This is a genomic window from Phyllobacterium sophorae (genome assembly GCF_003010965.1).
In the GTDB taxonomy this organism is placed as follows: Bacteria; Pseudomonadota; Alphaproteobacteria; order Rhizobiales; family Rhizobiaceae; genus Phyllobacterium; species Phyllobacterium sophorae.
The window spans coordinates 34,510-58,288 of the sequence record NZ_PGGM01000010.1; the positions used below are offsets into that span (position 1 = coordinate 34,510).

At 56.1% G+C, this 23,779-nt stretch carries 21 protein-coding genes and 1 pseudogene; 16 read left to right on the forward strand and 6 right to left on the reverse strand.

Annotation, left to right across the window (positions count from 1 at the left end):
* The first annotated feature begins 388 nt into the window (after positions 1–388).
* A complete protein-coding gene (locus CU103_RS19705) occupies positions 389–592 on the forward strand; it encodes a hypothetical protein (RefSeq protein WP_106665753.1) in 204 nt (67 codons plus the stop codon).
* 478 nt (positions 593–1,070) lie between these two features.
* Complete coding sequence (locus CU103_RS19710; protein WP_106665754.1) at positions 1,071–1,643, forward strand: hypothetical protein; 573 nt, start codon at positions 1,071–1,073, stop codon at positions 1,641–1,643.
* Between the two features lie 24 nt (positions 1,644–1,667).
* Here the strand turns inward: CU103_RS19710 and CU103_RS19715 are convergent, their stop codons facing one another.
* Positions 1,668–3,263, reverse strand: coding sequence for a CYTH and CHAD domain-containing protein (locus tag CU103_RS19715; RefSeq protein ID WP_106665755.1), 1,596 nt, complete (start codon positions 3,261–3,263; stop codon positions 1,668–1,670).
* A 619-nt stretch (positions 3,264–3,882) separates the two neighbouring features.
* On the opposite strand from CU103_RS19715, the gene CU103_RS19720 reads away from it, so the two are divergent.
* The 3 genes from CU103_RS19720 to CU103_RS19730 all read left to right on the forward strand — a co-directional run bounded on the left by CU103_RS19720 (position 3,883) and on the right by CU103_RS19730 (position 4,829).
* Positions 3,883–4,098: a hypothetical protein gene (locus CU103_RS19720; RefSeq protein ID WP_106665907.1), complete on the forward strand. Its 216-nt coding sequence runs from the start codon at positions 3,883–3,885 to the stop codon at positions 4,096–4,098.
* Between the two features lie 26 nt (positions 4,099–4,124).
* Positions 4,125–4,406 carry a hypothetical protein gene (locus tag CU103_RS19725; protein ID WP_106665756.1) on the forward strand — a complete coding sequence of 94 codons (282 nt, stop codon included), beginning with the start codon at positions 4,125–4,127 and terminating at the stop codon, positions 4,404–4,406.
* A 195-nt stretch (positions 4,407–4,601) separates the two neighbouring features.
* Positions 4,602–4,829: a hypothetical protein gene (locus CU103_RS19730; RefSeq protein WP_106665757.1), complete on the forward strand. Its 228-nt coding sequence runs from the start codon at positions 4,602–4,604 to the stop codon at positions 4,827–4,829.
* A 458-nt stretch (positions 4,830–5,287) separates the two neighbouring features.
* Here CU103_RS19730 and CU103_RS19740 read toward each other — a convergent pair whose 3' ends face one another.
* A complete protein-coding gene (locus CU103_RS19740; RefSeq protein ID WP_106665759.1) occupies positions 5,288–7,264 on the reverse strand; it encodes a phospholipase D-like domain-containing protein in 1,977 nt (658 codons plus the stop codon).
* 455 nt (positions 7,265–7,719) lie between these two features.
* Between CU103_RS19740 and CU103_RS19745 the strand changes: the two genes are divergently transcribed.
* Both CU103_RS19745 and CU103_RS19750 read left to right on the forward strand, forming a co-directional pair.
* On the forward strand, positions 7,720–8,340 hold the full coding sequence (locus CU103_RS19745) for a hypothetical protein (RefSeq protein WP_106665760.1): 621 nt from the start codon (positions 7,720–7,722) through the stop codon (positions 8,338–8,340).
* A 392-nt stretch (positions 8,341–8,732) separates the two neighbouring features.
* Positions 8,733–9,161, forward strand: coding sequence for a Ros/MucR family transcriptional regulator (locus tag CU103_RS19750; RefSeq protein WP_106665761.1), 429 nt, complete (start codon positions 8,733–8,735; stop codon positions 9,159–9,161).
* A gap of 867 nt (positions 9,162–10,028) precedes the next feature.
* Here the strand turns inward: CU103_RS19750 and CU103_RS19755 are convergent.
* Both CU103_RS19755 and CU103_RS32115 read right to left on the reverse strand, forming a co-directional pair.
* Positions 10,029–10,619 carry a dihydrodipicolinate synthase family protein gene (locus CU103_RS19755; RefSeq protein WP_106665762.1) on the reverse strand — a complete coding sequence of 197 codons (591 nt, stop codon included), beginning with the start codon at positions 10,617–10,619 and terminating at the stop codon, positions 10,029–10,031.
* 869 nt (positions 10,620–11,488) lie between these two features.
* Positions 11,489–11,683, reverse strand: a complete 195-nt coding sequence (locus CU103_RS32115) for an RES domain-containing protein (protein WP_245448894.1) — start codon at positions 11,681–11,683, stop codon at positions 11,489–11,491.
* 266 nt (positions 11,684–11,949) lie between these two features.
* On the opposite strand from CU103_RS32115, the gene CU103_RS19770 reads away from it, so the two are divergent.
* From CU103_RS19770 to CU103_RS19790, 5 genes are read left to right on the forward strand one after another with little or no spacing between them, the layout of a single operon-like run.
* Positions 11,950–12,879 (forward strand): TauD/TfdA dioxygenase family protein, encoded by a 930-nt coding sequence (locus CU103_RS19770; protein ID WP_106665763.1) that lies wholly within the window; start codon positions 11,950–11,952, stop codon positions 12,877–12,879.
* Between the two features lie 23 nt (positions 12,880–12,902).
* On the forward strand, positions 12,903–13,988 hold the full coding sequence (locus CU103_RS19775; RefSeq protein ID WP_245448895.1) for an ABC transporter substrate-binding protein: 1,086 nt from the start codon (positions 12,903–12,905) through the stop codon (positions 13,986–13,988).
* Between the two features lie 59 nt (positions 13,989–14,047).
* A complete protein-coding gene (locus CU103_RS32120) occupies positions 14,048–14,872 on the forward strand; it encodes an ABC transporter permease (protein ID WP_245448896.1) in 825 nt (274 codons plus the stop codon).
* Positions 14,862–15,650: an ABC transporter permease gene (locus tag CU103_RS19785; protein ID WP_106665765.1), complete on the forward strand. Its 789-nt coding sequence runs from the start codon at positions 14,862–14,864 to the stop codon at positions 15,648–15,650. Before CU103_RS32120 ends, CU103_RS19785 begins: the two co-directional genes overlap by 11 nt.
* Entirely contained in the window at positions 15,647–16,471 is an 825-nt protein-coding gene (locus CU103_RS19790) for an ABC transporter ATP-binding protein (protein ID WP_106665766.1), read from the forward strand. Before CU103_RS19785 ends, CU103_RS19790 begins: the two co-directional genes overlap by 4 nt.
* Positions 16,472–16,695: 224 nt before the next feature.
* Here the strand turns inward: CU103_RS19790 and CU103_RS19795 are convergent, their stop codons facing one another.
* Positions 16,696–17,247 carry a hypothetical protein gene (locus tag CU103_RS19795; protein WP_146147820.1) on the reverse strand — a complete coding sequence of 184 codons (552 nt, stop codon included), beginning with the start codon at positions 17,245–17,247 and terminating at the stop codon, positions 16,696–16,698.
* Positions 17,248–18,411: 1,164 nt separating this feature from the next.
* On the opposite strand from CU103_RS19795, the gene CU103_RS19800 reads away from it, so the two are divergent.
* The 4 genes and pseudogenes from CU103_RS19800 to CU103_RS19815 all read left to right on the forward strand — a co-directional run bounded on the left by CU103_RS19800 (position 18,412) and on the right by CU103_RS19815 (position 22,448).
* Complete coding sequence (locus tag CU103_RS19800) at positions 18,412–18,813, forward strand: carboxymuconolactone decarboxylase family protein (RefSeq protein ID WP_106665768.1); 402 nt, start codon at positions 18,412–18,414, stop codon at positions 18,811–18,813.
* Between the two features lie 122 nt (positions 18,814–18,935).
* Positions 18,936–20,391, forward strand: a pseudogene (locus CU103_RS19805) (NAD-dependent succinate-semialdehyde dehydrogenase).
* 98 nt (positions 20,392–20,489) lie between these two features.
* Complete coding sequence (locus CU103_RS19810; protein WP_106665769.1) at positions 20,490–21,614, forward strand: ABC transporter substrate-binding protein; 1,125 nt, start codon at positions 20,490–20,492, stop codon at positions 21,612–21,614.
* Between the two features lie 243 nt (positions 21,615–21,857).
* Positions 21,858–22,448 (forward strand): VOC family protein, encoded by a 591-nt coding sequence (locus tag CU103_RS19815; RefSeq protein WP_106665770.1) that lies wholly within the window; start codon positions 21,858–21,860, stop codon positions 22,446–22,448.
* A gap of 325 nt (positions 22,449–22,773) precedes the next feature.
* Here the strand turns inward: CU103_RS19815 and CU103_RS19820 are convergent, their stop codons facing one another.
* Positions 22,774–23,700 carry a fumarylacetoacetate hydrolase family protein gene (locus CU103_RS19820; RefSeq protein ID WP_106665771.1) on the reverse strand — a complete coding sequence of 309 codons (927 nt, stop codon included), beginning with the start codon at positions 23,698–23,700 and terminating at the stop codon, positions 22,774–22,776.
* Between the last annotated feature and the right edge of the window lie 79 nt (positions 23,701–23,779).

A 23,779-nucleotide genomic window follows, 5' to 3' on the forward strand; every position in this document is an offset into this window, starting at 1 on the left:
TTGAGGAAGTACGGCGAGGAAAATTTTCGCATGGATAGCCCGCTCAGAAATGTCATCTCATTCTCCGGACTTTCGTTTTTGATCGCCGCCATTCTATCATCCATGCGGCTTAAGCGGTTAGCGTCGGGCGGGTTGAAGCCCCTGTAACTTACACTCACGTCCCACCATGTCGGGTATTCACCGCACCTTCTAGAATTTATCCTACGCACGCACTTAGCATATCAAAATATAATGGCTAAGCGTTGCAATTGGTGGCAGATTTCAATCGGCGATCCAATGTAGCGGGCATAGCATGAAGCGCGCACGATGTTCGAATTTCCTCCGGCAGCGACGGTTAATCCGAAAATTCGCCCGCCAATCGGCCCGTCGAAGTGGAACCGTGGCTTGGATGTATCGCGACTATGTTTGCACCATCGCCATGGACGCAAACAATGGTCAATTTGTTGGAGCCATTGCAGGCATCGATCATGGCTCGACCCTTTCCGGCAAAAATGCGGACGAACTACGGACAGCGATGCATCATGCCGTCGATGCCCATTTAAATGTTGATGTTGCGTTTGAAGAGGATGGCGAGACCGATAGAGCGAATTGACCATCAATTGGTCTGTGCCAAAATGTGTTCCGTTTCGCGATCCTAACAGACCATCGTTCGTATTCTGAAAAATTAGCTGGTGGTGGTTTTGATGCTAGCCCTTCGTGGATTTTCCCCCTCGGCCCGGTATTTCCGAGATCTTCCAGGCGAAGCCGTATTTGGAGTGACGGCTTGCCGTCGCCGCATTTGTCGGGGTTAGTGTTTCAAACCATTGACCAAACGCTTTGCCGTCTCCCTCTCGTGTGAAGCGAGCAGTGGGAGCCATAGATATGGTCGGTTGATGGACGGATGAGGTGTCGCGCCTGGAACGCAGGCAGAATGTGACAATTGCGTAACAAAAGCCGCGTCGATCTAGCCATTTTATTTATTGCTTGCCTCAAATTTACATAAAATTATGCCCTTATTTCATGGTCAAGATTCGCTTCTGATAAAGTGCACTGCCGTCAGAGCACTGGCAGGGGTAGTCAAGGTGGCCGAGATGACCAAATTCAGCAAGGCAGCGGTACCGGCGCAGGTCCGTGACATTGCTTGGCTTAAGCACATCAAACCGATCCGCAGGACGATGTCCTTTTCACAAGGCAAGGCGCTTGTTCACCAGATTTTCGACGATGCCGAGGTTGCCCGCCCCTTCGTAAAATGCTTGCCGACACACCATCGCACGCATGGATTTGCCACTCAGGAACACGAGATCTTCCTGCAGGATAGGACGTGGGACGACACCGTCATCCAATGCGCTTCAGAGCTGTTGCTCGGGCCGGTCGACAATCTGGCGATCAGCAACAAGGACAGTGTCGGGCAGGAGGCACTGGAGAACTATCTGCATCTCGCGACATGCTACACCGGAATGGATCGGCGAGCGCTTGAGGCCTATGCGGCGGAACTCTCCGCAATTGCCGGCCTCAACATTCGGCCTCGCCTGCGGGTTGGTCCCTCGCATTCCACTTGGGCGGAGATCAAGCCCGGCGACAGCCTTTACGAAACAGCCGTCGGCACCGGATGCCGGCTTTACAAACGCTATGGCGAACCACAGCCGTTGCGCGACGCTGAATAGGAGATCGCATTCCGGGCGAGCCCCTCAGCAGGGCCAGAACGGTGCTGTGCGCTTGAACTTGCGCCACCGGTTGTTCAACCGGTCGGCGCCCGCAAGCTCGCGATGTCCTTGCCAGCCGGCTACCGCGCCGATGGCGCAATGTACATCGGGACTATGCACACCTTCCCGGATACCGGACAATAATGTTCGCGAGGTTTTGATGTCATTGGCTTCGCCCAAGGCATCCTGTAGCCGCGACAGTTGCCTGAGATATTCCTTGGACGAGGCCTCACTGGAACAAAGCGGCAGAAAGAACTCTGTGGCGTAGCGCAATTTTTTCAAGGTAAGTCGCAGCTTGTGGCGTGCTTCCGGTCGCATCTGGCGGAAGTGATGCCCGCGCTTGAGGGCCTTGCGCTCGAGGCGGGTAAGGACGCGGGCGGCAAACTTCGTCAACGGTTCGGTGAATATACCCAAATCCTCACCTGAAACTTCATTGCGCCAGCTTTTCTGCTCGATGGCGAGCCCCAGCGACAACAGAAAGCGGTTAGTTTGCGGGTCGGCAATGCTTTCGCGCATTTCCTGATAGGCTTGATCCCGGAAGGGAGCGCTGGCGTCGCGCAGTGCGGAGAATTCAATTTCCGGGAGATTCGCCTTCTCGAGATCAGCGAGTGTTGAATCGATAAAGACATCCCAATTCCGAGCCGGTCCCAATGTCCGTGCGAAGCGCTTTGCTTCGGCATCAAGCGCCTGCAGCGAGGGCGCGTCGAGCTCACGCCGCAGAAAATACAAAGCCGTGTGCAAACGCCGCAAGGCTACGCGCAGCTGGTGCACACCTTCGGGTTCACGGTCACTTGTCGCGGGGCAAAGATTGGACAGTATCTGTTGGTGACAGCCCGACAACAGTTTGGCAATCCCCTCATCGACGCTGTCTTCGCGGCGAAGATTTGACGAACCAGCCTTCATCGCCACCGGATGAATACCCAGCGCCAGCGCATAGCCGCGTGCGGATTTGCTCTGCGTTTCAAGGCAGAGCGGCGCAACATCCAACAAGCCGAGACCCAACTGGTAAAGCGCCGCGGTCCTGCCCTGTTTCAGTTCAAGCTCGATTTCCGATACCGGCTCCTGCTCGGCTCCGGCTTCGATCACACCGTCGTCGAACGCAACTTCGATCTGCCCATCCGGCACATCGACGGCAATCGCATGACGCCGTATCCTGGTGACAAGGATCGGCACAAGCTGATCGACGGGAATCGTGTTGAAAATCCCGTCAATTTCGGCCGTTGGCAACACGCTAAGATCAGGGGCGCGCGTCCCGACCGATGCTTCCCATTCCTCGCGCGCCAACGGACCATTGGCCGCCAAACGTTTGACCGTTTGCGTAAAGTGTTTGCCGCTGCGCCGAACCCGCAAGGAAAGGCCGGCGTCAAACAGCCGGTGATCCGTCGTGTCGTAATACGTCGCTTCCAACCGGCGGATTGTTCCCTTGTTGCGCGCGCATTGTAGTATACCGGGTGAGGTTCGAACCTGATTGAGGGCGCTCGGTAAGGCACGCAGCTTCAACTCAGTTTCAATGGGCGCAAAGCTGGGGGCAGCTCCATTATTGCCGTTGCCTGCCTGGTTTCCGGTGCCGCGGACCGCCATTGTCGTTGCTCCCTTTCCTAATTGCTCCCTCAAGCGAGAATCCAGCCAAGTCGTTTGACCGCCACGTCTAGCCGCTCCTCTTCGAGGACGTGGCAGGATAACATCACGAAACGATAGCGGGCAGCGATCGAGCCCGCTTGGGCTACAACGCACATCAACTTGGGCGGTGAAGAACTAACGCCTTGCCAAGCGCGGTGCCGATTAGGAACGATTATCCAATTGACCTTGGTGCCGCCATCGCGGTCGACGACCTATTTGATTTGGTAACCAAAGGAGCAGGAGCGGTGTGGCTGGCTATCGCCCTCAAGATTGGGGCGGGTGCATTCCATTCTTTGCCTGGATGACGTGGCCTATTTTGGGTGGACCCAGCAGTTCGGACATGATCAAGGTACCTGTAGACTTGCCCGATATTTGAAGAGCAGCTGAAGCATGCCCATTTCGGCCGGCATGCGTTGTGGACATCGATTTCGGCAGTGGCAACGCGCAGGAAGCCAAATCCGATCGAGGTGGAGCGTTCGCTTCCTGCCGTGATCAAGATTTGTCGTTCGCCCTTGCCCGAATGAAATTGCTGACACAATGTTATGGCAATCTGACTGCGCACACCAGAAAAATCCTTTTCATGACCCAACCCCCTCAGCTCATTGTTGTCATGGCATTCTTCAGGTCGGATGACGGTAAGCTCGTGCCGGCGTTTGACGCTGCAAAGTTTGACAGCGAAGAGCAGGCGCTTCGCACGGCACGCCACCTGGCCGGCAAGCACGCCGGCGTGATCGCCTGGAGCCGGGAGGCAGAACCGGGTATGGATGGGTACGGACCGCCGACGGTTCTGTTTTAATCTGGCGACGTACCCGATCTGGAGTGATGACGAGAGTACGGAATACGATCAATCGCGATCTGATCAGGTACGCTAACGATTCTCTATTTCTCATAACCCAGGAAAAACAAGCGCTTCTCCGCGAGGCATCTGCCGCCATCCGTTGTTACCAGACCCTGGCTGCGATCTCGGGACACTCGGCAAACGATGACGATGCGGATCTCGCAGTTCGGTTGAGCCGGTTCGGCGATGATATCGATTTCCGCTACGCCGACGAAACCAAGGCGATTATGCTTGAGGCTGCAGACGCATCAGATTTCTGCGGCTGATGCTGGGTATCAAGCAAGAGATCCTTGATGGAACCCTTTGAGCCCGAAATGCGGATCGCTCGCTTGCCTGGAAAACCCGAAGTCCCGGCAGCCTGTCAGGATAGACCAATCGCAGGGAGCCTCAACACTGAAGCCGGCTGTCTGAAAAATGATACATGCCGCTGATACGATTTGGTGTTGAATTTAGGATTTCATATGGATCATATCCGCTTTTCCGAATGCCTCGCCTACCTGTTCTGGTCGCAGGAAACGCTTGCCGGCATACTCGAATGCGACCGCTATCTCGTGCGGGCATGGGCGGAGGGCCGGCAGCCGGTTCCAGCATGCATCGCCGCCTGGATTGAAACGCTCGCTCTCGTGCACGAGGTGACGGGGATCCCGGATGGTTACAAGGGAAAGCAACTCCGCGAGTGTACGCATTAAGCTAATGTGGGACATCATCGTCCTGGCATCGCAAATGGCGGCTCCGGAGAATTCACGGCTTGTTGAGCTTCTGATTTATATTGGGGCGCCGGGGCTGTAACGAGTAAGGCTCAGTAGTTTGCAAGGGAGCCACACTACTGAGCCTCATGCCGGGATAACGGCCCGGCGAAACACTTTACGCCAAGATGATCATCCTGGAAATTATCATCAAAATAGCTAATTGGGTTCAGGGCTTAGCAATTGACCAACCGTTGGCAGAGGAAGGCAAGCTCAGATCCGTTGCGCTGGCTTCCGCTTGCTTGGTCCCAGCGGCCCCGTTGGCGCCAGCCTGCCCGCGGCTTGCATAACCCGCCTGGCCAGGCAGAATGGCCTGAATCCCATTTCCGGCTTGATCGGCGTCCCAGATTTGGTGGTAGATATCCAAACTGTCGCTCTCCATGGTTCCTCGGCGCCAATACTCATCCTTGCGCGAAATACCGCATCAAGGCTCCCTTTGAATGATCGGCATATCCATCGAGCCAGGCATCATCGGTGGCGAGAAAGCCAGACCAGCCCTTCTTGCCCTGGCGTTTAAGCTCCGCCTCAACGGCCCGAAAGCGATAATGATCGTACACATCGAGAATATGAACGGCGTAAGCCTCAGCCAAAGCCTTGTCGCCGCGTACGATCACGAAGTTCTCGTCGTTAGAATAGGACGCCTTGAAGCCGAGATTGTGGCTGCCAAGGATGACTACACAGTCATTGGATAGCGGATCGATGACAACGAGCTTGTCGTGAATGATCGCGCCAATGCCCCCCTTGGCGGTCAATTCTTCAGCGCCGAAGTCGGCGAGCAGTGCGCGATCATCGATGCGCGAGGCGCGCACGATCGAGACATTGGCCTCCTGGAATGTGTGCGGCGACACTCCCTCCTCGTCGTCGTCCGGATCATCGGGATCGTGCTTCCTGCCCGGCACGTAATTGGGCATGGCTTGCGCACTGGAAACCGCCCCGGTGACGATGAGCTTTTGGTCCTTAAGGCCAATATCGATTGCTTCCCCTACGATGCAGTCCTTGCCGCGCTGTGCTGGGTAGAATGCGAGGAACAGGACCGTATCTTCAGCCCGGCGCATCAGCCGATAAACCTCACGCAGATCCGGCGGAGTAGCGGAACCCTTCTTTCTGCTTTGCATATTTGGCGAGAACCATGCTTCGATCGTGGCGCCGCTAGCAAGCGTTATGCGGGACGGCGTTTCGTTCTTCCTCCGAAAGTCCTTGCCTTGCTGATTGTCGGGCATGCCATCGTCGAATTCGGCAGGGACTTCGATCTCGTCCTCAAGCATCCGCTGCCAATAATCGACAAAGGCACCAGCAACCTGATCGTTCTCAATCAGGAGTGCGTTGTTGGTCTGTCCCGCGAGACCTGTCGCAGTCCAATTTGTACTGCCCGTGAACACTGCCCGTGCACTACCGTCGTCCGGGATATGTACAACAAATTTGTTGTGGCCGATGTGGGTGGAGTTGTTGAACATACGATGCTGGATGTCGACACCGGCCGCGATCAGCGCTTCTCGTGCTTTTGCATTCCGGGCGTCCCAGCCCCCATCAACCAGACCGGTATTTGCCAGGATGATGCGGATACGATCCTTATTGGCAAGAAGGAGTTCAAGGAGTTCTTCATCTTCCAGTTCGTAGAGGGCTATCAGAAACTTGCCCGGCCGAAGGAACAATTCGTGGAGCAAAGGCAGAACATCGCCCGCGAGATATTTTCGGATTCCGTTTTTCGGATCCGAGATCATATTAATCAATTCATTCGGCTCTTTCACACCATCTGCCAACAACACATTGCGAAGCCACTGCGCCGCAAGGATACCGTTGGTGAAGGTCGACTGAAATGAACCAATCTTTCGCGTCACGACAACCGGATTCGTCGACACAACTGGACCGAGATAGCCGAGAGGACGCGGAGTCCCCTCATAAGCCTTGACTTCGATTTTCTCGAAGCCACCCGTGGCAGCCTCGATTGGCTTACCCTTATCGTCGAGCTTGTTGATCTTCACCAGTTGGGGGGTGGGATCTGGGGCCGCTTCAAGGCCAGGCTTCAGATCGCCCAATGGCCGAATATCGTACCGGACTTTAACGTTATCGGGACGACGCTCTGCCCTGTTCCGGCGCTTGCGCAATGTAAGGTCACGCCACGCAAGTTTCTGCACGGGCCACACGGACGTTGTTTGCGGCAGCCAATGCGGGTTCCGTTGTCCCTTGAAGGCCACCCAGGCGGCGCAGGTTACCCGATCATCTTGGCCATCCGGGCGCTTCGCAACACTTTCGTCCTCGTTCAGGTAAACGCGGACCACTTCGAAACCAAGGCATTCATCGATTTTTTCGTCAATATCCCACGCGACATAAGCAACTTCATTGTTCACGTAAGCGCGTGCTGAAACAATCTTCCCCATGCTCGCCTCCCCATACTGGACGATCAAACAATGCACAATTGATATGTCATTCTCACGACAAATAATACGACGGTATTCATGTCCAATTGCCAGAATTATTCTCTCATTAACTCCAACTTTGAATTCAGAAAGCCTGCATTTTCGACGTAGATTCAAGTATTTATCGTCATCGAGTTATCAATGCTGGAATACCTTTTGGCCAAGCTTACCCATTTTGGAGTACTTGCTCGATTTTGAAGGAAGGTCCACTCTAACGACATTATAGACAAGCGTGATCGGGGGATCGGCAATGCGGTGTTGGGCATATACTGAAAGATATTTGTCACCGGAGAGCCGCTTAGTATCTTCTCTATGATCCAGAGAGGATCAGGATGGCTAAACCCCCGCCAATTCTCGCCGATTTACTAAAGGTAGCGTTAATTCATACTTCGCAAAGATGTTGGTTGGGGGATTCAATGCATCGTTTCTTTCGGGTAACTCTCCGCCTTTTGATAGTTTCCGCGTCCTTCGCAGCTGCGACCTTGGCTGCAAATGCGCAAGAATCGGTAGCTCGGAACAGTAGCGCAGGTTTCGGGCTCAATGACTTTGTGTTCATGGCAGGCGGTGTAGTCATCGCCGCCCTGGCTCTTTCGCTTATCTTCAGGAAAATCGATGTCTCCGTGGGGCAAGCGGTGATCGCTGGCGCGGGTGTCGCGCTGTTCTGTCTTCCCTTCGTCACGACGTTTGAATGGTCAGACAAGGGTTTTAAATTTACAACAAGGACAGAAACTTCGGAACTCGCCACACAAGTGACGAGTCTTGCGAACGAGGGAATTAAGACGAGGGAAGATCTCACGAAAGTTACAGAAGCCTTGCGGGTCGCCAACGAAAAGATCGCGCTACTCCAGAACTCGGGCGGCAATACTCCGAGCGCCACGCCCTCGCCTACTGTGGTGCCGAATTGGACGAAGTTTAGTAGTCCAGCGTTCTTCGATGATCTGATGAAAAGAAACGAAGACGGTCTGAAAACGAGCACTCAAAACCTCGGAAAAATTCAAACGTTACAAGAATCTTTGGGGAGAGCTCAAACGCAGTAGCACGATCCAAATCGCACAGTGGACTTCAAGTCACACTCACGCGCGCTTCGCTCCCAGGAATCGGCATTTGCACACGGCGGCCGCAAGTCGGCCGCCTTGGAGGCATTCGAACAGTCGGGCTTGCAAAACTGGTGACCGATTTACACGGGATCAGTGGCGCTAAATGGCGATGGATCAAGTTCCCCCACTGGTAAATCTCTGCCAACGGAAGTTGCGGCACCGTCTCAGACAAACCCGTGTTTCCCCAACATTTCTTCAACGGGTTGATCCGAAGCGAGGCACCGAAGTTCATCAACTGCAACTCAACAAGCGGCGCAGGTCGGACTGTCCCAATTGTAATGTCGGGGCAAAAATGTCAGGTTTTTCACAGGTTAGATGCAGGAATGGATTGAATGAGTGCTTTAAAAGCAAAAAGTGAGTTGCTCATTGAACTGACGGCAGGATTGGTCGCCGCCTATGTCGGCAAGAATGCGCAGCGGCCGGCCGATCTCCCGGACTTGATCGCCAACGTGTACGCAGTGCTGGCCAATCTCGACACGACCAAAGAAGAATCTGCCATTGCGCCGGTCAGGTCCGAGCCCGCCGTGAATCCGAAGAAGTCGATTACTCCCGATTACCTCATCTGTCTGGAGGACGGGAAAAAATTCAAATCGCTGAAGCGCCATTTATCGATCAGTTTCGGCCTGACGCCGCAGCAGTATCGCCAACGGTGGGATCTCGATCCAACCTATCCGATGGTCGCGCCCAATTACCAGGCACTTCGCTCGGCCATTGCAAAACGAACGGGCTTGGGGCGCAAGCCGAAGTCTGTTCCTGCGTAAATCAGCGGCTACAGAATGCCACATTCTATCCAGTGCGCTGCGATGGCACGGGCGCGTGCGCCGCGCAATCCGTGATCGCGCACTCAGTTGCAGCTTTAGTGCGAAGACCATTCTGATCGGCGCCTGCAAAACCTGGGCGCGCAGCTTCTCACGTAACGTCGAGCTGGAACCGCAGGTGCCCTCGCCGACCTTTACTCCAAGTCAAGCCGCACAAGCTCAAGGAAATTACTCGGTTATTCCTACGCCGTGGTATCCTTTCGTTCGCTTCGTTAGGCAAAGTCATCACGACCGGACCTTTCGACCGTCAATTGCAGGATTGCACAGTGTTGGAGGCAAAGCCTGGGCTAAACACAATTATTAATTGAGCCCCGGCTGGCAGTTGGTATGGTGCCGGCGCTGGCGGGCCTGCCGGTGGTCGTTGCCCCGATTTGCAATTATACCCTTTGCGGGGAAACGGCCCTTTTAATCCTCCCAAGGAGCCCGCGTGAGCGGGTGAGGTCTGGCGGAAGCTCGAGCGCTTCTTTTCACACGCCAGACCTCATATATGGGCGACAGCGCAAGGAAGCCCCCTCAATCGACGCCGCATACATCTTCCCAGGCGTGGCCGCCTTAAGATGCGAATATACGAGCAGTTGGGTCGATGTGATCTTGCCGCGGCCATCGCGGCCGCGCAGCGGAAAAATCCGATCAGTTGGCAACGATCAGTTTTTCGCCGATTGTTCACAATTGTTCCTCAGGATCGACAGCCTTGTCGTCGTTTGCACATTTCTGAAGCCTGCAATACGGGCTGTGGCCAAACAACATAAGGCAATCTCCGCCGGCCCTCCTCAGGATCCACTGGCGCCAGGCGGCTCAATCAACGCTGCTCTACTCAGCAAGATCCTGCCGAAAAAGGGAAAGGCAGTCAGCAACCTTGCGCTTGGCCGGCTCCGGAAGCGAAAGAATCGGCCGGGGCGGTTCGGCCTGGCAGACGCCGAGCAAGTCGGCAAATGCATAGACCGACCGAAGGCTGGAGAACTGCTTGAAGAGGTCCCAGATAGGGGTCAGCGCGGCATCGAATCGGCGTGCATCTGCAACATCGCCAGCTCGAGCAGCCTTCACGATGCGCAGACATCTTCGGTGAGGGGGGGTGTAGGAGACGGCAGCAAGCAGGCCTGCGGATGCGCCCAGGGCCTTGGCATCCTGGGCCAACCTGACGGCCTCGTCGGTTCGCAAAGCACCGACTCCCACGACAACCGGCGTGCGCCCACCGGTTTCCGCGAGAGCCAGCGCAAGAGCCCGGCGGCGTTCCTCCCGCGACAAGTACATATAGGTGCCGGTACTGCCGAGGAGTCCGATGGAATCGACCTCAGCCACGCAGAGTCGGGCAATAAGCTTGCGCAGCGCTTCCGCATCGATCTGGCCGTCGCGATCCATGGGCGTGATAGGGAACGCGGATAGCCAGCTTAGAAATTTCATTTTCATTCTCCGGTCGCCGTCTCATTAGCTGAAACGTTGGTTGTCGATTAAGTCTTGCCTCGTCACAAATCTTGCAGAGCCTGACGCAGATCAGCATGAGGTCGCTGACATTTTCAAGGCCGACCGAGAGACGGATGAGGCCCTCCCCGACCCTTCAATCAGATGAGCATCTTCCGGATCGCTTGGCGCGCCCGGATTATGCTGATGCTACATGAGACTGTCCGTATCTCCCAAGCTCACAGCACGCGTCAGCAACCGAAGTCGGTCCATCATTCTTCGCAACCCTTCGAATCCCCTATGAGGGCGAAGGCAAGCATGCCAGACCCTTAGGCCATCTGCTTGCGAGCAATCGCGTGGTCGGGATGAGATTCCAGGACGATCCAGCAACGGATGGTTGCGCCTCGAGCATGCGCGCAATCGTTAGCGCCGGGGGCGCTGTGGCGCTTCATCCGCAGAACAGCGTCTTGGCCGCGCAGGATCAGGAATGCCGGGTGCGGCGACAATGTCGCCCCCCTGCAACGAATGAAGCGTAATGGTCCTCGCGAGATCCACATCCAATACGTCCTCGGCCGTCATCTGCGCTGTAGGGCGTCCATCTATTTTGGCACTCCCTTACCCAGGTTTCTTGTTCAAAGGGCAATCACTAAGGCCAAGATGACTGATCCTTCGGCAATCGTTCGTCCGGATCGTGAACTTCTACGCTGTCGCTCGAGGTTGGCGCTGAAGACGACGAGGTTCGTTCCTCCGGCATGCCGGAGCGATGGAAAGAGAATTCCCTGTATCCCGCCGTGATGACGATATCTGATAACATCCAGGATACTGGGGTTTTGAGATCGATCCGGGCGATTTTTCGCCATGGGCAGTCCCAATCAGCCCATTTCGAAGTCCCAGACCAGCGGATCGAACTCTTCTGACAGGTCAACGATCGGATCAAGTTGTGCCGTATACGCGGCAAGCGTTGCCGGTGGCGTGATAGAGGCGCGTTGCCGATACTCCTCAAGAGCCGTTTGGGGCGCCCTGGAGAGATATAGTGCCTCAATTCCGGGGTCGATTGAATCGGCCACTATCCGTCGCGGCACCCGCCCCACTCGTTTGGAAGATGAGCCCACTTTGGGGTAGGAAGCGTGTTTAGAGAATTCATCACCGAGATGGTAGTGAGACCGCTGTTCCGTTGCGCCGCGTAAATTTAGAAAATTATCTCTATAGAATAAGTAGATTATTCTGTTCGATAGAACTGTCGATTTAGCGATGAGACTTTCAACGCCCAGCGGACGTCGCGCTGGCCGCATGCGACTTGCTGTCTTCTTTTAAGATCAACCAGGAGATTTCCATGAGCAATCCAGTGCTTGTCAACCAAACCATCCCTGCGTCCGACGTTGTGCCGCTAACCGGCCGTGTCGGAGCCGAAATCAAGGGCATTCGCCTTGGCGGAGACCTGCCGGACGCAACCGTGGCGGCCATCAACCAGCTTCTATTGAAGCACAAGGTGGTCTTCTTCCGTGGCCAGCAGCATCTCGACGATGCGGAACAGGAACTGTTCGCGCGGCGTCTGGGCGATCTTGTGCCCCATCCCACACAAGGGCCTGTGACCGGCACGGCCTCAATACTCAATCTCGATTCCAGTCGCGGCGGCGGCAGGGCAGACCAGTGGCATACCGACGTGACGTTCGTGGATGCCTATCCGAAATTCTCCGTGCTTCGCGGCGTCGTCATTCCGGCAGCTGGAGGCGATACGATTTGGTCCAATACGCACGCCGCATACGAAAGCCTGCCGGCGCCGCTCAAGCTACTGGCTGACAATCTATGGGCCATTCACAGCAATGCCTACGACTATGCAGCTGTTCGCCCTCGCGCCACCGCTGAAGAGAAGAAGCATTTCGAGGAAGTCTTCACATCGACAATCTACGAAACCGAGCATCCCGTTGTGCGCGTCCATCCGGAAACCGGAGAACGGTCGCTGTTGCTCGGCAATTTCGTTCAGCGCCTGGTGGGCCTGTCGAAGAGCGATTCAGCAAGACTCTACGAGGTGTTCCAGTCTTACGTCACCGCCCCGGAGAACACCGTGCGGTGGCGGTGGCAGGCTGGCGACGTCGCCATCTGGGACAACCGCGCCACACAGCACTACGCGGTCAACGACTATGGCGATCAGCACCGGGTCGTGCGTCGTGCCACGGTTGATGGTGACGTTCCGGTCAGTGTCGACGGCCGCCGCAGCATTACCCATGTCAAGGCAGCCAAGCCGGCGGCGAAGGCAGCCTGACCGCAACCCGATAGGGGGAAATCATGAAACTTCGTATCGCTGCGGCGCTTGCCGCACTTATCGCCTCGCTTGGCTCAGTCTCAGCCGAGGAATTGACCATCCGCTTTGGCTACCCCGGCATCGGCCTTGATAACAGGCAATATTCGCAAGGGGATGCGACTTCCTATGCGCGGGCAAGGGAGCTCATCGAGAAGGAGTTCGCCTCCGACAAGGATATCAAGGTCGAGTGGACCTTCTTTCGCGGCGCCGGCCCGGCCCTCAACGAATCCGTTGCGGCAAAACAGCTCGATTTCTTCCTGCTCGGCGACCTGCCGGCGATCGTCGGCCGGTCACGCGGGCTTGATCACAAGTTCCTTTTCGCCACCGGCCGGCATCAGCCGATCTATCTCGCGGTCCCATCCAACAGCGATGTCAAATCCATCGATGACGTGAAGGGCAAGAAGGTCGCACTTTTCAAGGGAACCAATCTGCAGCTTGCCACAGACCGCGTATTGTCCACGCACGGCCTCACGGAGAAGGACGTCCGCTTCATCAATCTCGACACCAACGCTGCGGTACCGGCACTCACGTCCGGCAATGTTGATGCGGTGTTTGGCGGTCCGGAATATCTGGCGCTGGCGAAGAAAGGGATCGTGAAGATCGTCTATACGACTAAAGGGGACGATCCGACACTTGGACGGAATTCGTCCTATCTGGTCACCACCGCCTTCGAACAGGCCCATCCTGATTTGACGCAGCGCGTGGTCAACACCTTCGTGAAGGCCGCGGCCTTCGCCTCCGATCCGGCCAACAAGGACGAGGTATTCGATGGCTGGGCCCTTTCGGGCTTCCCAAAGTATGCCTTCGAAGCGGATATTGAAGGCGATACGCTCGCAAACCGGCTCAATCCCCTGATCGATGATTTCGTCATCGCTCGCTACAAGGATCAGGTCACGCGAGCAAAAGCCTACGGCTTGATCAAGGGCGATGTCGATGTCGACGCCTGGCTGGAGCCGAAATATCTGCAGCATGCGCTCAAGGAGCTGAAGCTGGAGAATTACTGGTCAAGCTACACCGCCAACGGCGAAATCGCCAAGCCGGGTGACCTCGACAAGAAGCAGACGAACTGAGTGCCGGTGGGCATGCCCGCGCAATGGCGCGGGTGGCCCCTTTTCCAACGAGGACAAAGATGACCTTGACCGTTTCGGCCGATCCGCCTGCAGAGCGACGACTGACCAAGGGGTTGCCGGTTTGGACCGACATCGCCTACGGGATTTCACTACCGTTAGCCCTGTTGCTGGCTTGGGGACTTTCATCGCGTTTCGGCTGGCCGCCGGAACAGATCCTGCCGGCTCCACAGGTGGTCTGGGCAACGATCGTGGAATTGTGGAGCGACGGATCGCTCGCCGAACACACCCTTCAAAGCCTGCGGCGCGTCGCCATCGGTTTCGCAATTGGCGTGCCGCCGGGTCTCATCATTGGGGCGGCTCTCGGCCTTTTGCCCCGGGTCAGAGCGTTCATCTGGCCGGTCTTCACCGCTGTTGCGCAGGTGAACATGTTGGCTTGGCTGCCGCTTCTCGTCCTGTTCGTTGGCATCGATGAGGAGCTCAAATATGTCAGCATTGCCTGGTCGACGGCGATACCGGTGATACTGGCGACCACACGCAGCATTGCCGATGTCTCCCCTAAACTCGTGGAACTCGGACGCGTGCTCGATTTCACCCCGCTGCAGCGTGTGTCGACCATTGTCCTGCCGGCCGCACTGCCATCTCTTTTCACCGGCCTTCGCGAGGGATTGGCGGCCGCCTGGCAGAGCCTCGTCATTGTCGAATTGTTCGCGTCGTTCGAAGGACTTGGCTATCTGATGACCTGGGGCCGCCAGCTCTTCCAGCTGGAACTGGTTATCGTCGCCATGCTGGTTATCGCGGCGATCGGTCTGTTGCTGAACGCGTCACTCCAATATCTGGAACGCTTCGTCCAGCCGTGGAAGACGGAGGACCCCCATGGAAGCTGACGCCTCGCCTCCCCATCTGCTTCGCGGCGCGGCGCGGCACTGGCGCCCCTTTGTGGCTTTCGGAGTTATCTTCCTTCTTTGGCTGGCGGCAGCACAGTTTGCATGGGTGGATCCTCGATTTCTTCCTTCGCCGGCAGCAGTGGCTGCTCGTGCCAAAACGGAATTCACCACCGGCACGCTGGCCTTCGATATCAGTGAGAGCCTCAGGCGAAATATCACCGGCTTTGCGATTGGCGCATTGGCCGGCCTGTTGCTCGGCCTGGTGCTTGGCTTCTCGCGCACAGCGGAGCGGATTGTCGGCCCGACGCTCCTGGCCTTTCGCCAGATCGCGCTTTTCGCCTGGGTACCGCTCTTGTCTGTCTGGTTTGGCGGCGCGGATGCAGGCAAGATCGCCTTCATCGCCGTCGCCGGGTTTCAACCGGTTGTCATCAACACGTGGCAAGGTGTGAAGGGGTTGTCTCCAGCCTACCGGGAGCTGTCGGAGGTGCTGATCTTCAGCCGGCTCGACTTTGCGCGTCTCGTTGCTCTGCCTGGTGCCCTCCCCTCCATATTCACCGGCCTTCATGCCGGTCTGATCTACGCCTGGCTCGCGACACTTGGCTCTGAGCTTTTTCTGAATGTGACGCCAGGCATCGGCGGCCGGCTTAACGAGGGGAGCCAACTGTTCGAGATGGACCTGCTCTTTCTCGGCATCATCATCCTGGCCGTGATCGGCCTCTTCTACAATAGCTCGGCCCACTCGCTGGAAACATGGCTTCTCAGGAGAAGAAAGAGATGAACCAGATATACCCATCGCCCACTTTTCAGGTGGAGAGCATACCCGCGCTTGAAATCCATCATCTCGACAAGAGCTTCACCGTCGCCGGGCGGGAGCTGAAGGTGCTTGCCGGCGTCGATCTTTCCGTCAAGATCGGAGAGTTCGTCACGATTGTGGGCGCGTCAGGCTGCGGGAAGTCTACTTTGTTGCGGCTTATTCTGGGCCTCGATCTCGACTACAGTGGAGATATCCTGGTCGACGGCGAGCACGTCCGTCGGCCAGGTCTCGACCGATCGATCGTCTTTCAGGATCACAGACTGTTGCCTTGGCTCACGGTCGAGGGAAATGTCGCGGCGGCGCTCCGGCGCAGCTCTTTATCACGGGCCGCGAAGAAGGAGACGGTGCGCGAGCATCTCGAACTTGTCGGCCTCACATCGTTCTCCAAGGCCTATCCCGCGCATCTGTCAGGTGGAATGGCCCAGCGCGTAGCCATCGCCCGGGCTCTCGTCAACAGGCCGCGTTTTCTCCTTCTTGACGAGCCGCTTGGTGCGTTGGACGCCCTGACGCGCCTCAAGCTGCAGGACGAACTCAAGCGCATCGTTCAACGTGAGGGCACGACAGCGCTGCTGGTCACCCATGACGTCGATGAGGCTGTTCACCTTGGACATCGGATCGTGGTCATGCAACCCCACCCGGGTCGCATCGCCACCATTCTTTCTATTCCCGAGCAGGCGCGTCAAGACCGGTCCAGCCACGAGTTCATCCGGCTGCGGGACAAGGTTCTTGGACTTCTGGCCGTTGGTGCCGGGGCATGCCAGACAAAGGAACGGACTGTTGCCTAAACAAGCGGCGAGCAAACGAGATAAGGCAAATGGCAAACGGTTCGCAATTGAAACTTGGCGTATTTCTCATGTCTCCCGGTCACCACATCGCCGCCTAGTGGCACAAGAGAGCCAAGCCCCTGTATAGCGCCGGCCTTCATGAACGCCAGCACCAAGGCTGTTGAGCGAGCGGCATCGGGCTCTTCTTGCCAAGGCCAGCACCCGTGGTGCTACCCTTCTGCCGTTTACCTCGCCGGGATGACGTGGCGCTGTGCCCGCGCGACAGTCGGTGACACCCGGACATATTGAGCAGCGCCGAGATCGTGATCGTAGTCACCCAGGTGGAACTGCAGTCCGTTCAAAATTCGTTCGCAGGCTTCGAAAATCTTCTTGCGTTCCTTGATCGGATTGCTGTGGAACAGCTCGTTGCGCGTTTCTTTGATGACGCGCATCGTATGGTTGAACATGGTTTTCGTGAACGTGAAACCAAGGGCCGCGTCCGAAGCAAACATATCACGGATCAGCGGCCAGTCTGCCTGCATGATCGTCCAGAGCTCTCCCAGCGTCAGGCAGTAGTAAAACTCATCGGTCTTATTGGGCCCCGTCACATCGTTGATATGCTGTGCGACCGTCATGTTGTCGAAGACGCGCCAAACCGCTTTGACGAAGGCCGGGTTAACCGGTGTGCCTAGGATGTTCGGGAAAGCGGCATAGGTCTGTCCGTTCAGCCGGGCGTTGCGGATCAGGGTCCACCAGTCCATGCGCCCAAAGCACTCCTCGAGGTAGTCGGCAAGCACGGACCGCAAGGCATTCTCGACCGCAAACACGAACGGTATATCGAGGAGAACTCCTTGACCTTGCGGGTATAGATTCTGTGGATCACCTGCCTCTGTTCCTGTATGGGTATCTGCTGCAACGCTTGGACCTGCACCCCTTCGCGGATGGTGTCGCGCAGGAGGGTGGGGTTTAGGGTGCGCATGTCCGCTCTGAAGTGATCCACCTGTTGTGGGGTGGGAACGAAGGTCAGGTATTCGCCCAGAAGCTGCGATGTCGGCACATGCCGCTTGGTGATACTGGACACTTGGTCCCCCTTGCAATGCGAGTCTCTTCGCCCTATAACATAGTCACTCGCTGAGTGGTGGCACAACGGTGTTGCGAGCCCATGGCCTTACCATGGCACTTGGAGAGTCTAAACGGAATTATGGCTGGGCGTGGTCTTTACCGACCGCGCCTTTAGTCGTTTTGGGAGTGTGCATGTTTCGGTTAGCCCCTCCCACGTTCCATGACCACCATGGGATTTTGCGATGGTATTTCAGCGACAATTTTTTCAAAAGACCGCCCATTTGCCCGTCGACGCCGCCCATTTGCGCGGCGGGCTTCCATGACAAGGATCACGGTTCGAGTTGGTCGCTCAATGACGTGTGACAAAAGATCGAGAGACCTTCACGTTTGCTTCTTGCCTCGCGGGCGATCTTCACTAATCGCCTGGAACGGCTTCACCGATGATGCATTCGGGACGAGATCAACTATATCTTCCGCTGCGGAACCTACCCGCGCGTCGCCGGCGTAAAGCTCGCCGCCGACCGCATGACACCAACAGCGGATATTATCGATTTAGATTACATCATCGAGGCTCAAGCTGTGCTCCTATTTTGCACCCAACGCTTTTTTGGTCCTTGTTCCAAACTGTTCTTTCCACCTCGATTTCTATGGGTCATTGAAGGTGAAACTCCGGACTTCAGTCGTCGCCAAAAAATACTTGCCTTCCGAAAATATTCCAATACTGTTCGCATATAGCACTTATGTGTTCGATAAATGATACATGCGGCGGTAGTGCAGTGTGGGGTGCTGAAATCTGCAATTGTCCGGTGGATCAATGAGGGTTTCGGCCAGCTTTAGCTTGAGCGCCTTTTTTGGGGATGCAATCAGATTTCGGTCCTGTCTTTTGAAGGAGAAATGCGATGTCAGAAGAAATCTTTCAGCGCGGACTCAGTATTCGCAAAGCCGTCCTCGGAACAGAATATGTCGAAAAATCCCTGGATGCGGCCGACGACTTCAACCGGGAATTCCAAAACCTTGTGACGGAGTTCTGCTGGGGCGCGGGTTGGGGCCGGACAGCTCTCACCCTTCGCGATAAGAGCCTGCTCAACCTTGTGATGCTTGGTGCATTGAACCGCGGCACCGAATTCAAGCTTCATCTCAAGGGTGCGCTTACTAACGGCTGCACGCGAGACGAGATCAAGGATACGCTGATCCAGCTTGCCATCTATGCGGGCATTCCCGCTGGTGTCGAAGCATTTCGACTGGCCCGGGAAGTATTTGCTGAGGTGGACAAATCACCAGTCAGTACGGTTAAGGCGTGAGAGCCGAATGGAGGCTCGACAGATGAGTGTCAGCGACCATCCGTGGCCGATGCACTACCCTCGCAGCTGCTGACTTCTCCAGATTAACTATCCAAGAAAATGGACGCGCAGAGGATACGCCCATGCCACTGAACGACGCATCGCTTCTTCGTCAGGCCGCACTGGTCGGTGGCAAATGGATTGCAGTCGATCCGACCAGCAGCGCTATCACGGTAACGGATCCGGCAACCGGTAAAGTGGTCGGGCAGGTTCCGAGCCTGGGCGCAGTGGAGACAAAGGTTGCAATTGAATCCGCGCAAGTCGCACAAAAACAATGGGCAGCACGGACGGCCAAGGATCGTTCAGATATCCTTCGCTGTTGGTTCGATCTGATTATCAGGAACAAAGAGGATCTTGGCTGGATCCTCACCAAGGAACAAGGAAAACCGTTACCCGAAGCTGTGAACGAAATCATATACGGGCGCAAGTTTCATTGAGTGGTTTGCGGAGGAAGGGCGCCGTCTCTGCGGCGATCTGGTTCCGGCTCACCGCCCGGACAGCCGTATCATGGTTATGAAACAGCCGGTCGGCGTTGTAGCTGCCATTACCCCGTGGAACTTTCCGAACGCCATGATTACGCGCAAGGTCGGTCCGGCGCTGGCGGCAGGCTGTGCGGTCGTACTGAAGCCGGCATCCCAGACACCGTTTTCAGCTATAGCTCTCGCCATCCTTGGAGAGCGCGCAGGGTTACCAGAGGGAATATTCAGCGTCATTACCGGTTCCGCGAGAGTCATTGGGGCTGAGATGACCTCCAATCGAATTGTTCGCAAACTGACCTTTGCCGGATCGACCGAAATCGGCGCGGAGCTATACAGGCAGAGTGCCCCGACTATCAAGAAACTCGGCCTTGAACTCGGAGGCAATGCGCCGTTCATCGTGTTCGAAGACGCAGATATCGATGCAGCGGTCGAAGGCGCTTTAGTGGCCAAATTTCGCAACAACGGCCAGACCTGTGTCTGCGCCAACCGGTTCTATGTGCAGGAGACTGTCTATGAGTCCTTCACCGAAAAACTGGTGGCGGCTGTGGCCGAGTTAAAGACGGGTAATGGTTTCGACGACGGCGTCGTGCTGGGCCCGCTGATTGATCAAGCGGCACTGCAGAAGGTTGAGGAGCACGTCTTCGATGCCAAAACAAAGGGAGCACGAATAGTACAGGGCGGCAACCGTCATTTTCTCGGCGGTTCATTTTTTGAGGCAACAGTTCTCGCGGATGTCACGCCGCAGATGGCCATTGCAAAGGAAGAGACTTTCGGGCCCGTCGCGGCTCTCTTCCGGTTCAAGGACGAGACAGACGTTATCGAGCAGGCCAACGATACCGAGTTTGGCCTCGCTTCCTATTTTTACGCCAAGGATCTTACGCGCGTTTTTCGTGTTGCCGAGGCCCTGGAGTACGGCATGGTCGGCGTGAATACCGGTCTCATTTCAACTGCCCAGGCCCCGTTTGGCGGCACCAAGTTGTCGGGTCTCGGCCGCGAGGGCTCAAAATACGGCATCGAGGAATTCACCGAAATCAAATATGTCTGTCTCGGACTTAGCTAGGGAGGGGTAGCGCCCGCAAGCTGTCGTCGGACGAAGGCTCATTACCAACACGATAGCGGCTACATGTCATCGCGCACAATGAACTATGAGGGATTCCTATGTTATCAAGACGCACCCTGACCAAACTCGCCTTGGCCACACCGTTGGCTGCGCTTACAATACGATACGCTGCTGCCCAAGTTGGCACATCGTCGGGAACCGCGCCCGTCGCTCCTGAAACACGATCTCTCGACGAACTGCACAAGGTTGCGCTCGCTGAGGGAGGAAATCTGATTGTGTATGGCGGGGGTGATCTGCCCAACGGCGCCGCAGGGATGGAAGCAGCGTTCATGAAACGCTTTCATGGAATGAAAATCCGCATTCTGATTGACCGCAGCAAATATCAGGGCGTTCGGATCGACAATCAGCTCTCCCTCGATCGCCTTCAATGCGACGCTGTCCATATACTGGCCGGTCATTACTATGACCGCTGGAAGGCCGGAAATCATCTGCTCCCGTATAAGCCGGCCGGTTGGGAGGAAGTCTATCCCGACTTCAGGGATCCGGATGCCACCAGCGTCGCAGTCGCGGTTTATGCTTTCAGTACCCTGATCAACACGAACCAGTTGAGCAGAGCCGACGCTCCGCGCGATGCAATTGATTTTCTCAATCCGAAGTTGAGAGGAAAAATCGCACTGACCTATCCTCAGGATGACGACTCGATCCTTTATCAGTTCGATCGCATCGTCACACAGCACGGCTGGGAGTTTGTGGACAAATTGATGTCGCAGGATGTCCTTTGGAACCGCGGTTCCGGCGTCACCCGTCAACGCATCGAGAAGGGCGAGCGGTCGGCATCGTTTACCACATCGGGTCCGCTGGTACCCAATCCAAACCAGCCGACCGCGTTCCTGCTTCCGACGACCGACAGTTTTCTGTCGTGGGCACATCCTGCTGCGATCTTCCGTAGAGCCCGCAATCCGGAAGCCGCGAAGCTCTATCTGTCCTGGCTGCTGTCGCCAGAAATTCAGGGAGCTCGCCGTCAGTGGTCCGTACGCCGTGACATGCCTGCCCCTGAAGGTTTGGAGCCGATCATCGCCTACAACAGTTATCCAGTGCATTTCCGCGACTTTCTTCGGGATCGCGGACGGCTTGAGCAATTCCGCGATCAGCTGGAGCAGTATATCGGCCCCATGCAAGGCACCAATCCTACCAACGTTGTGGGGATTTTTCCCGAAGGCTGATCTCGCCCTCTCCGTCGGCCTTCATCCAGGAAAGTCTACTGGGCGAAGCGCACAGCGTCGGACAGACCGCAGCTTTTTGCTCCGATGGCGTCTCACACTGCCGGTCAATCGGTATCGCTGAGCATGGCCTTTCCTTGGGCTACGGCCTTTGAAAATTAACCGTTGAAGATCAGACCAATTTCCAATATATTCCGCTATTAGAACATATAGGTTCGTTTATCGGAATATTGTGAGGAGAATAGCATGCAAGTCCGCATTTCACGACTGGGCCACATTGGTCTGACGGTACGCGACATCGACAGAACGATCGAATTTTATACGCGCTATCTAGGCATGCGCCTGACGGAAAAATTCGAATATCCCGAGGAGAAGGTCGGTCACGGCGTTGCCGTCGCGGCTGGCGCGTTTATCCGATGCGATGTGACCCATCACGAATTGTCGATCTTCAAGATGCGTAAGGATATCTTGCCGGATGACGCGCCCGACGCGCCGCGCTTTGGCTTCGGCCTTCACCACATCGCATTTGAGCTCAGTGCACCTGATGACCTGCTGAGCCTCTACAAGCAGATGCGAGCCGCCGGCGTGGAAATTGTGAATTGCCGAAAGGGTGGCCCTGGCAACCAGCCCCGCTTCTACGCCCGCGATCCGGACGGAAATCTTCTGGAATTCTATTGGGGAATTGACAAGATCGGCTGGCATGGAACCCCCCGCCCCTATGACCCGATCGAGGAAATCGATCTTCTCTCCTTCGACTTCGACGCATATCTGGAGAAGCGCGAGCAAGACACCCTTGCCGTTCAAGGGAAAATCGAAGCCGGCAGTCAAGCGTCCTGACACCAGCCTGCGCGTCCTTCGCCGCATTCGGCCGCCATTTGTTCGCAGCGAACGGGTGGCGGTCCGGATGTGCCCGTCAGGCTGGACGAACGCCATCTCCAATAAGTTCCGGTCGTAAAAAAGGAATACGGGCCTTCAGCTCAGCTACGAGAGCATGCGTGCGATAGCCGCGCTACAGCTGGCGCACACCGCACCAGTTCACTCGGGAAAACGAGCAGTGTGCGAGCGCGGCACAGACGATGCTTCAGCCAATGCGTTTGAGACTTTGCGATCCTTGGCGCGCCTCCGTGCCAAAGACCGCAAAATCTCGTTGCCGCCATGGTGCCTAGTTCTTTCCTTCATCGATGACCGGGTTAGACAGGACGCCAACGCCGGGAATCTCAACAGTGATCCTATCACCATGCTTAAGGTAGATTGGAGGTTTGCGCTTGAAGCCGACACCGGCAGGTGTGCCGGTCGGGATGACATCACCCGCTTCAAGATCGATGAACTCGGCGATGTTTTCCAGAATGGTTGGAATATCGTAAATCATGGTTGCGGTATTGGCGAATTGCATAACCTCACCGTTGAGGGTCGTCTTGATATCAAGCTTGTGGGGATCGATAATCTCGTCAGCAGTAACGATCATTGGTCCAAAGGGCCCCGATCCTCTGAAATTCTTGCCGGCAGTATACTGTGTCACGCGGAACTGGTAGTCGCGGACAGTCACGTCGTTGAAAATGGAATAGCCGAAGACATAGTCCATCGCCTCATCCTTGGAAATGCGCTGGCCATTGCTGTTTTTGCCGATAATCACCGCAAGCTCGCCTTCCCAATCCAGATCCTTCGACACCGTCGGGACGACCACAGGGGCACCAGCTGCAACGAATGTCTTGGAAAAGCGCGCGAACAAAATCGGGATCGGTGAAATCTCTAGACCGGCTTCTTTCGCGTGTTCAGCATAGTTTCTCGCGACGCAGATGGTTTTGGGCGGCCGGGAAATCGGCGGCAGCAATTTTACCCCGGCAAGGGGCTGGCAAAATTCCGGGTTGGGAGCGTCAGCCGATGTCTCGAAACGGGCCACCACCGCCTTCAATGAACCCGACAGATCCTCAATACGGTCAAAGAAATCTTCGATTCGGCGTGGAAGGACAGCAATCTTCGGGTCGTCGTTATGGCAGGCTTCGCTCGCACGGGCCAAGTCTACCACCATTCCTGCGACAACGGCACCGAACCGCGGTTTACCATTTTCCTCATAGCTCACAAGTTTCATAAGATTATTCCGTTTATCGTGCATAAGTGTTCGTATATAGATCATATTTTGGCAATTGCGTCAATGATTGAAACCCGTT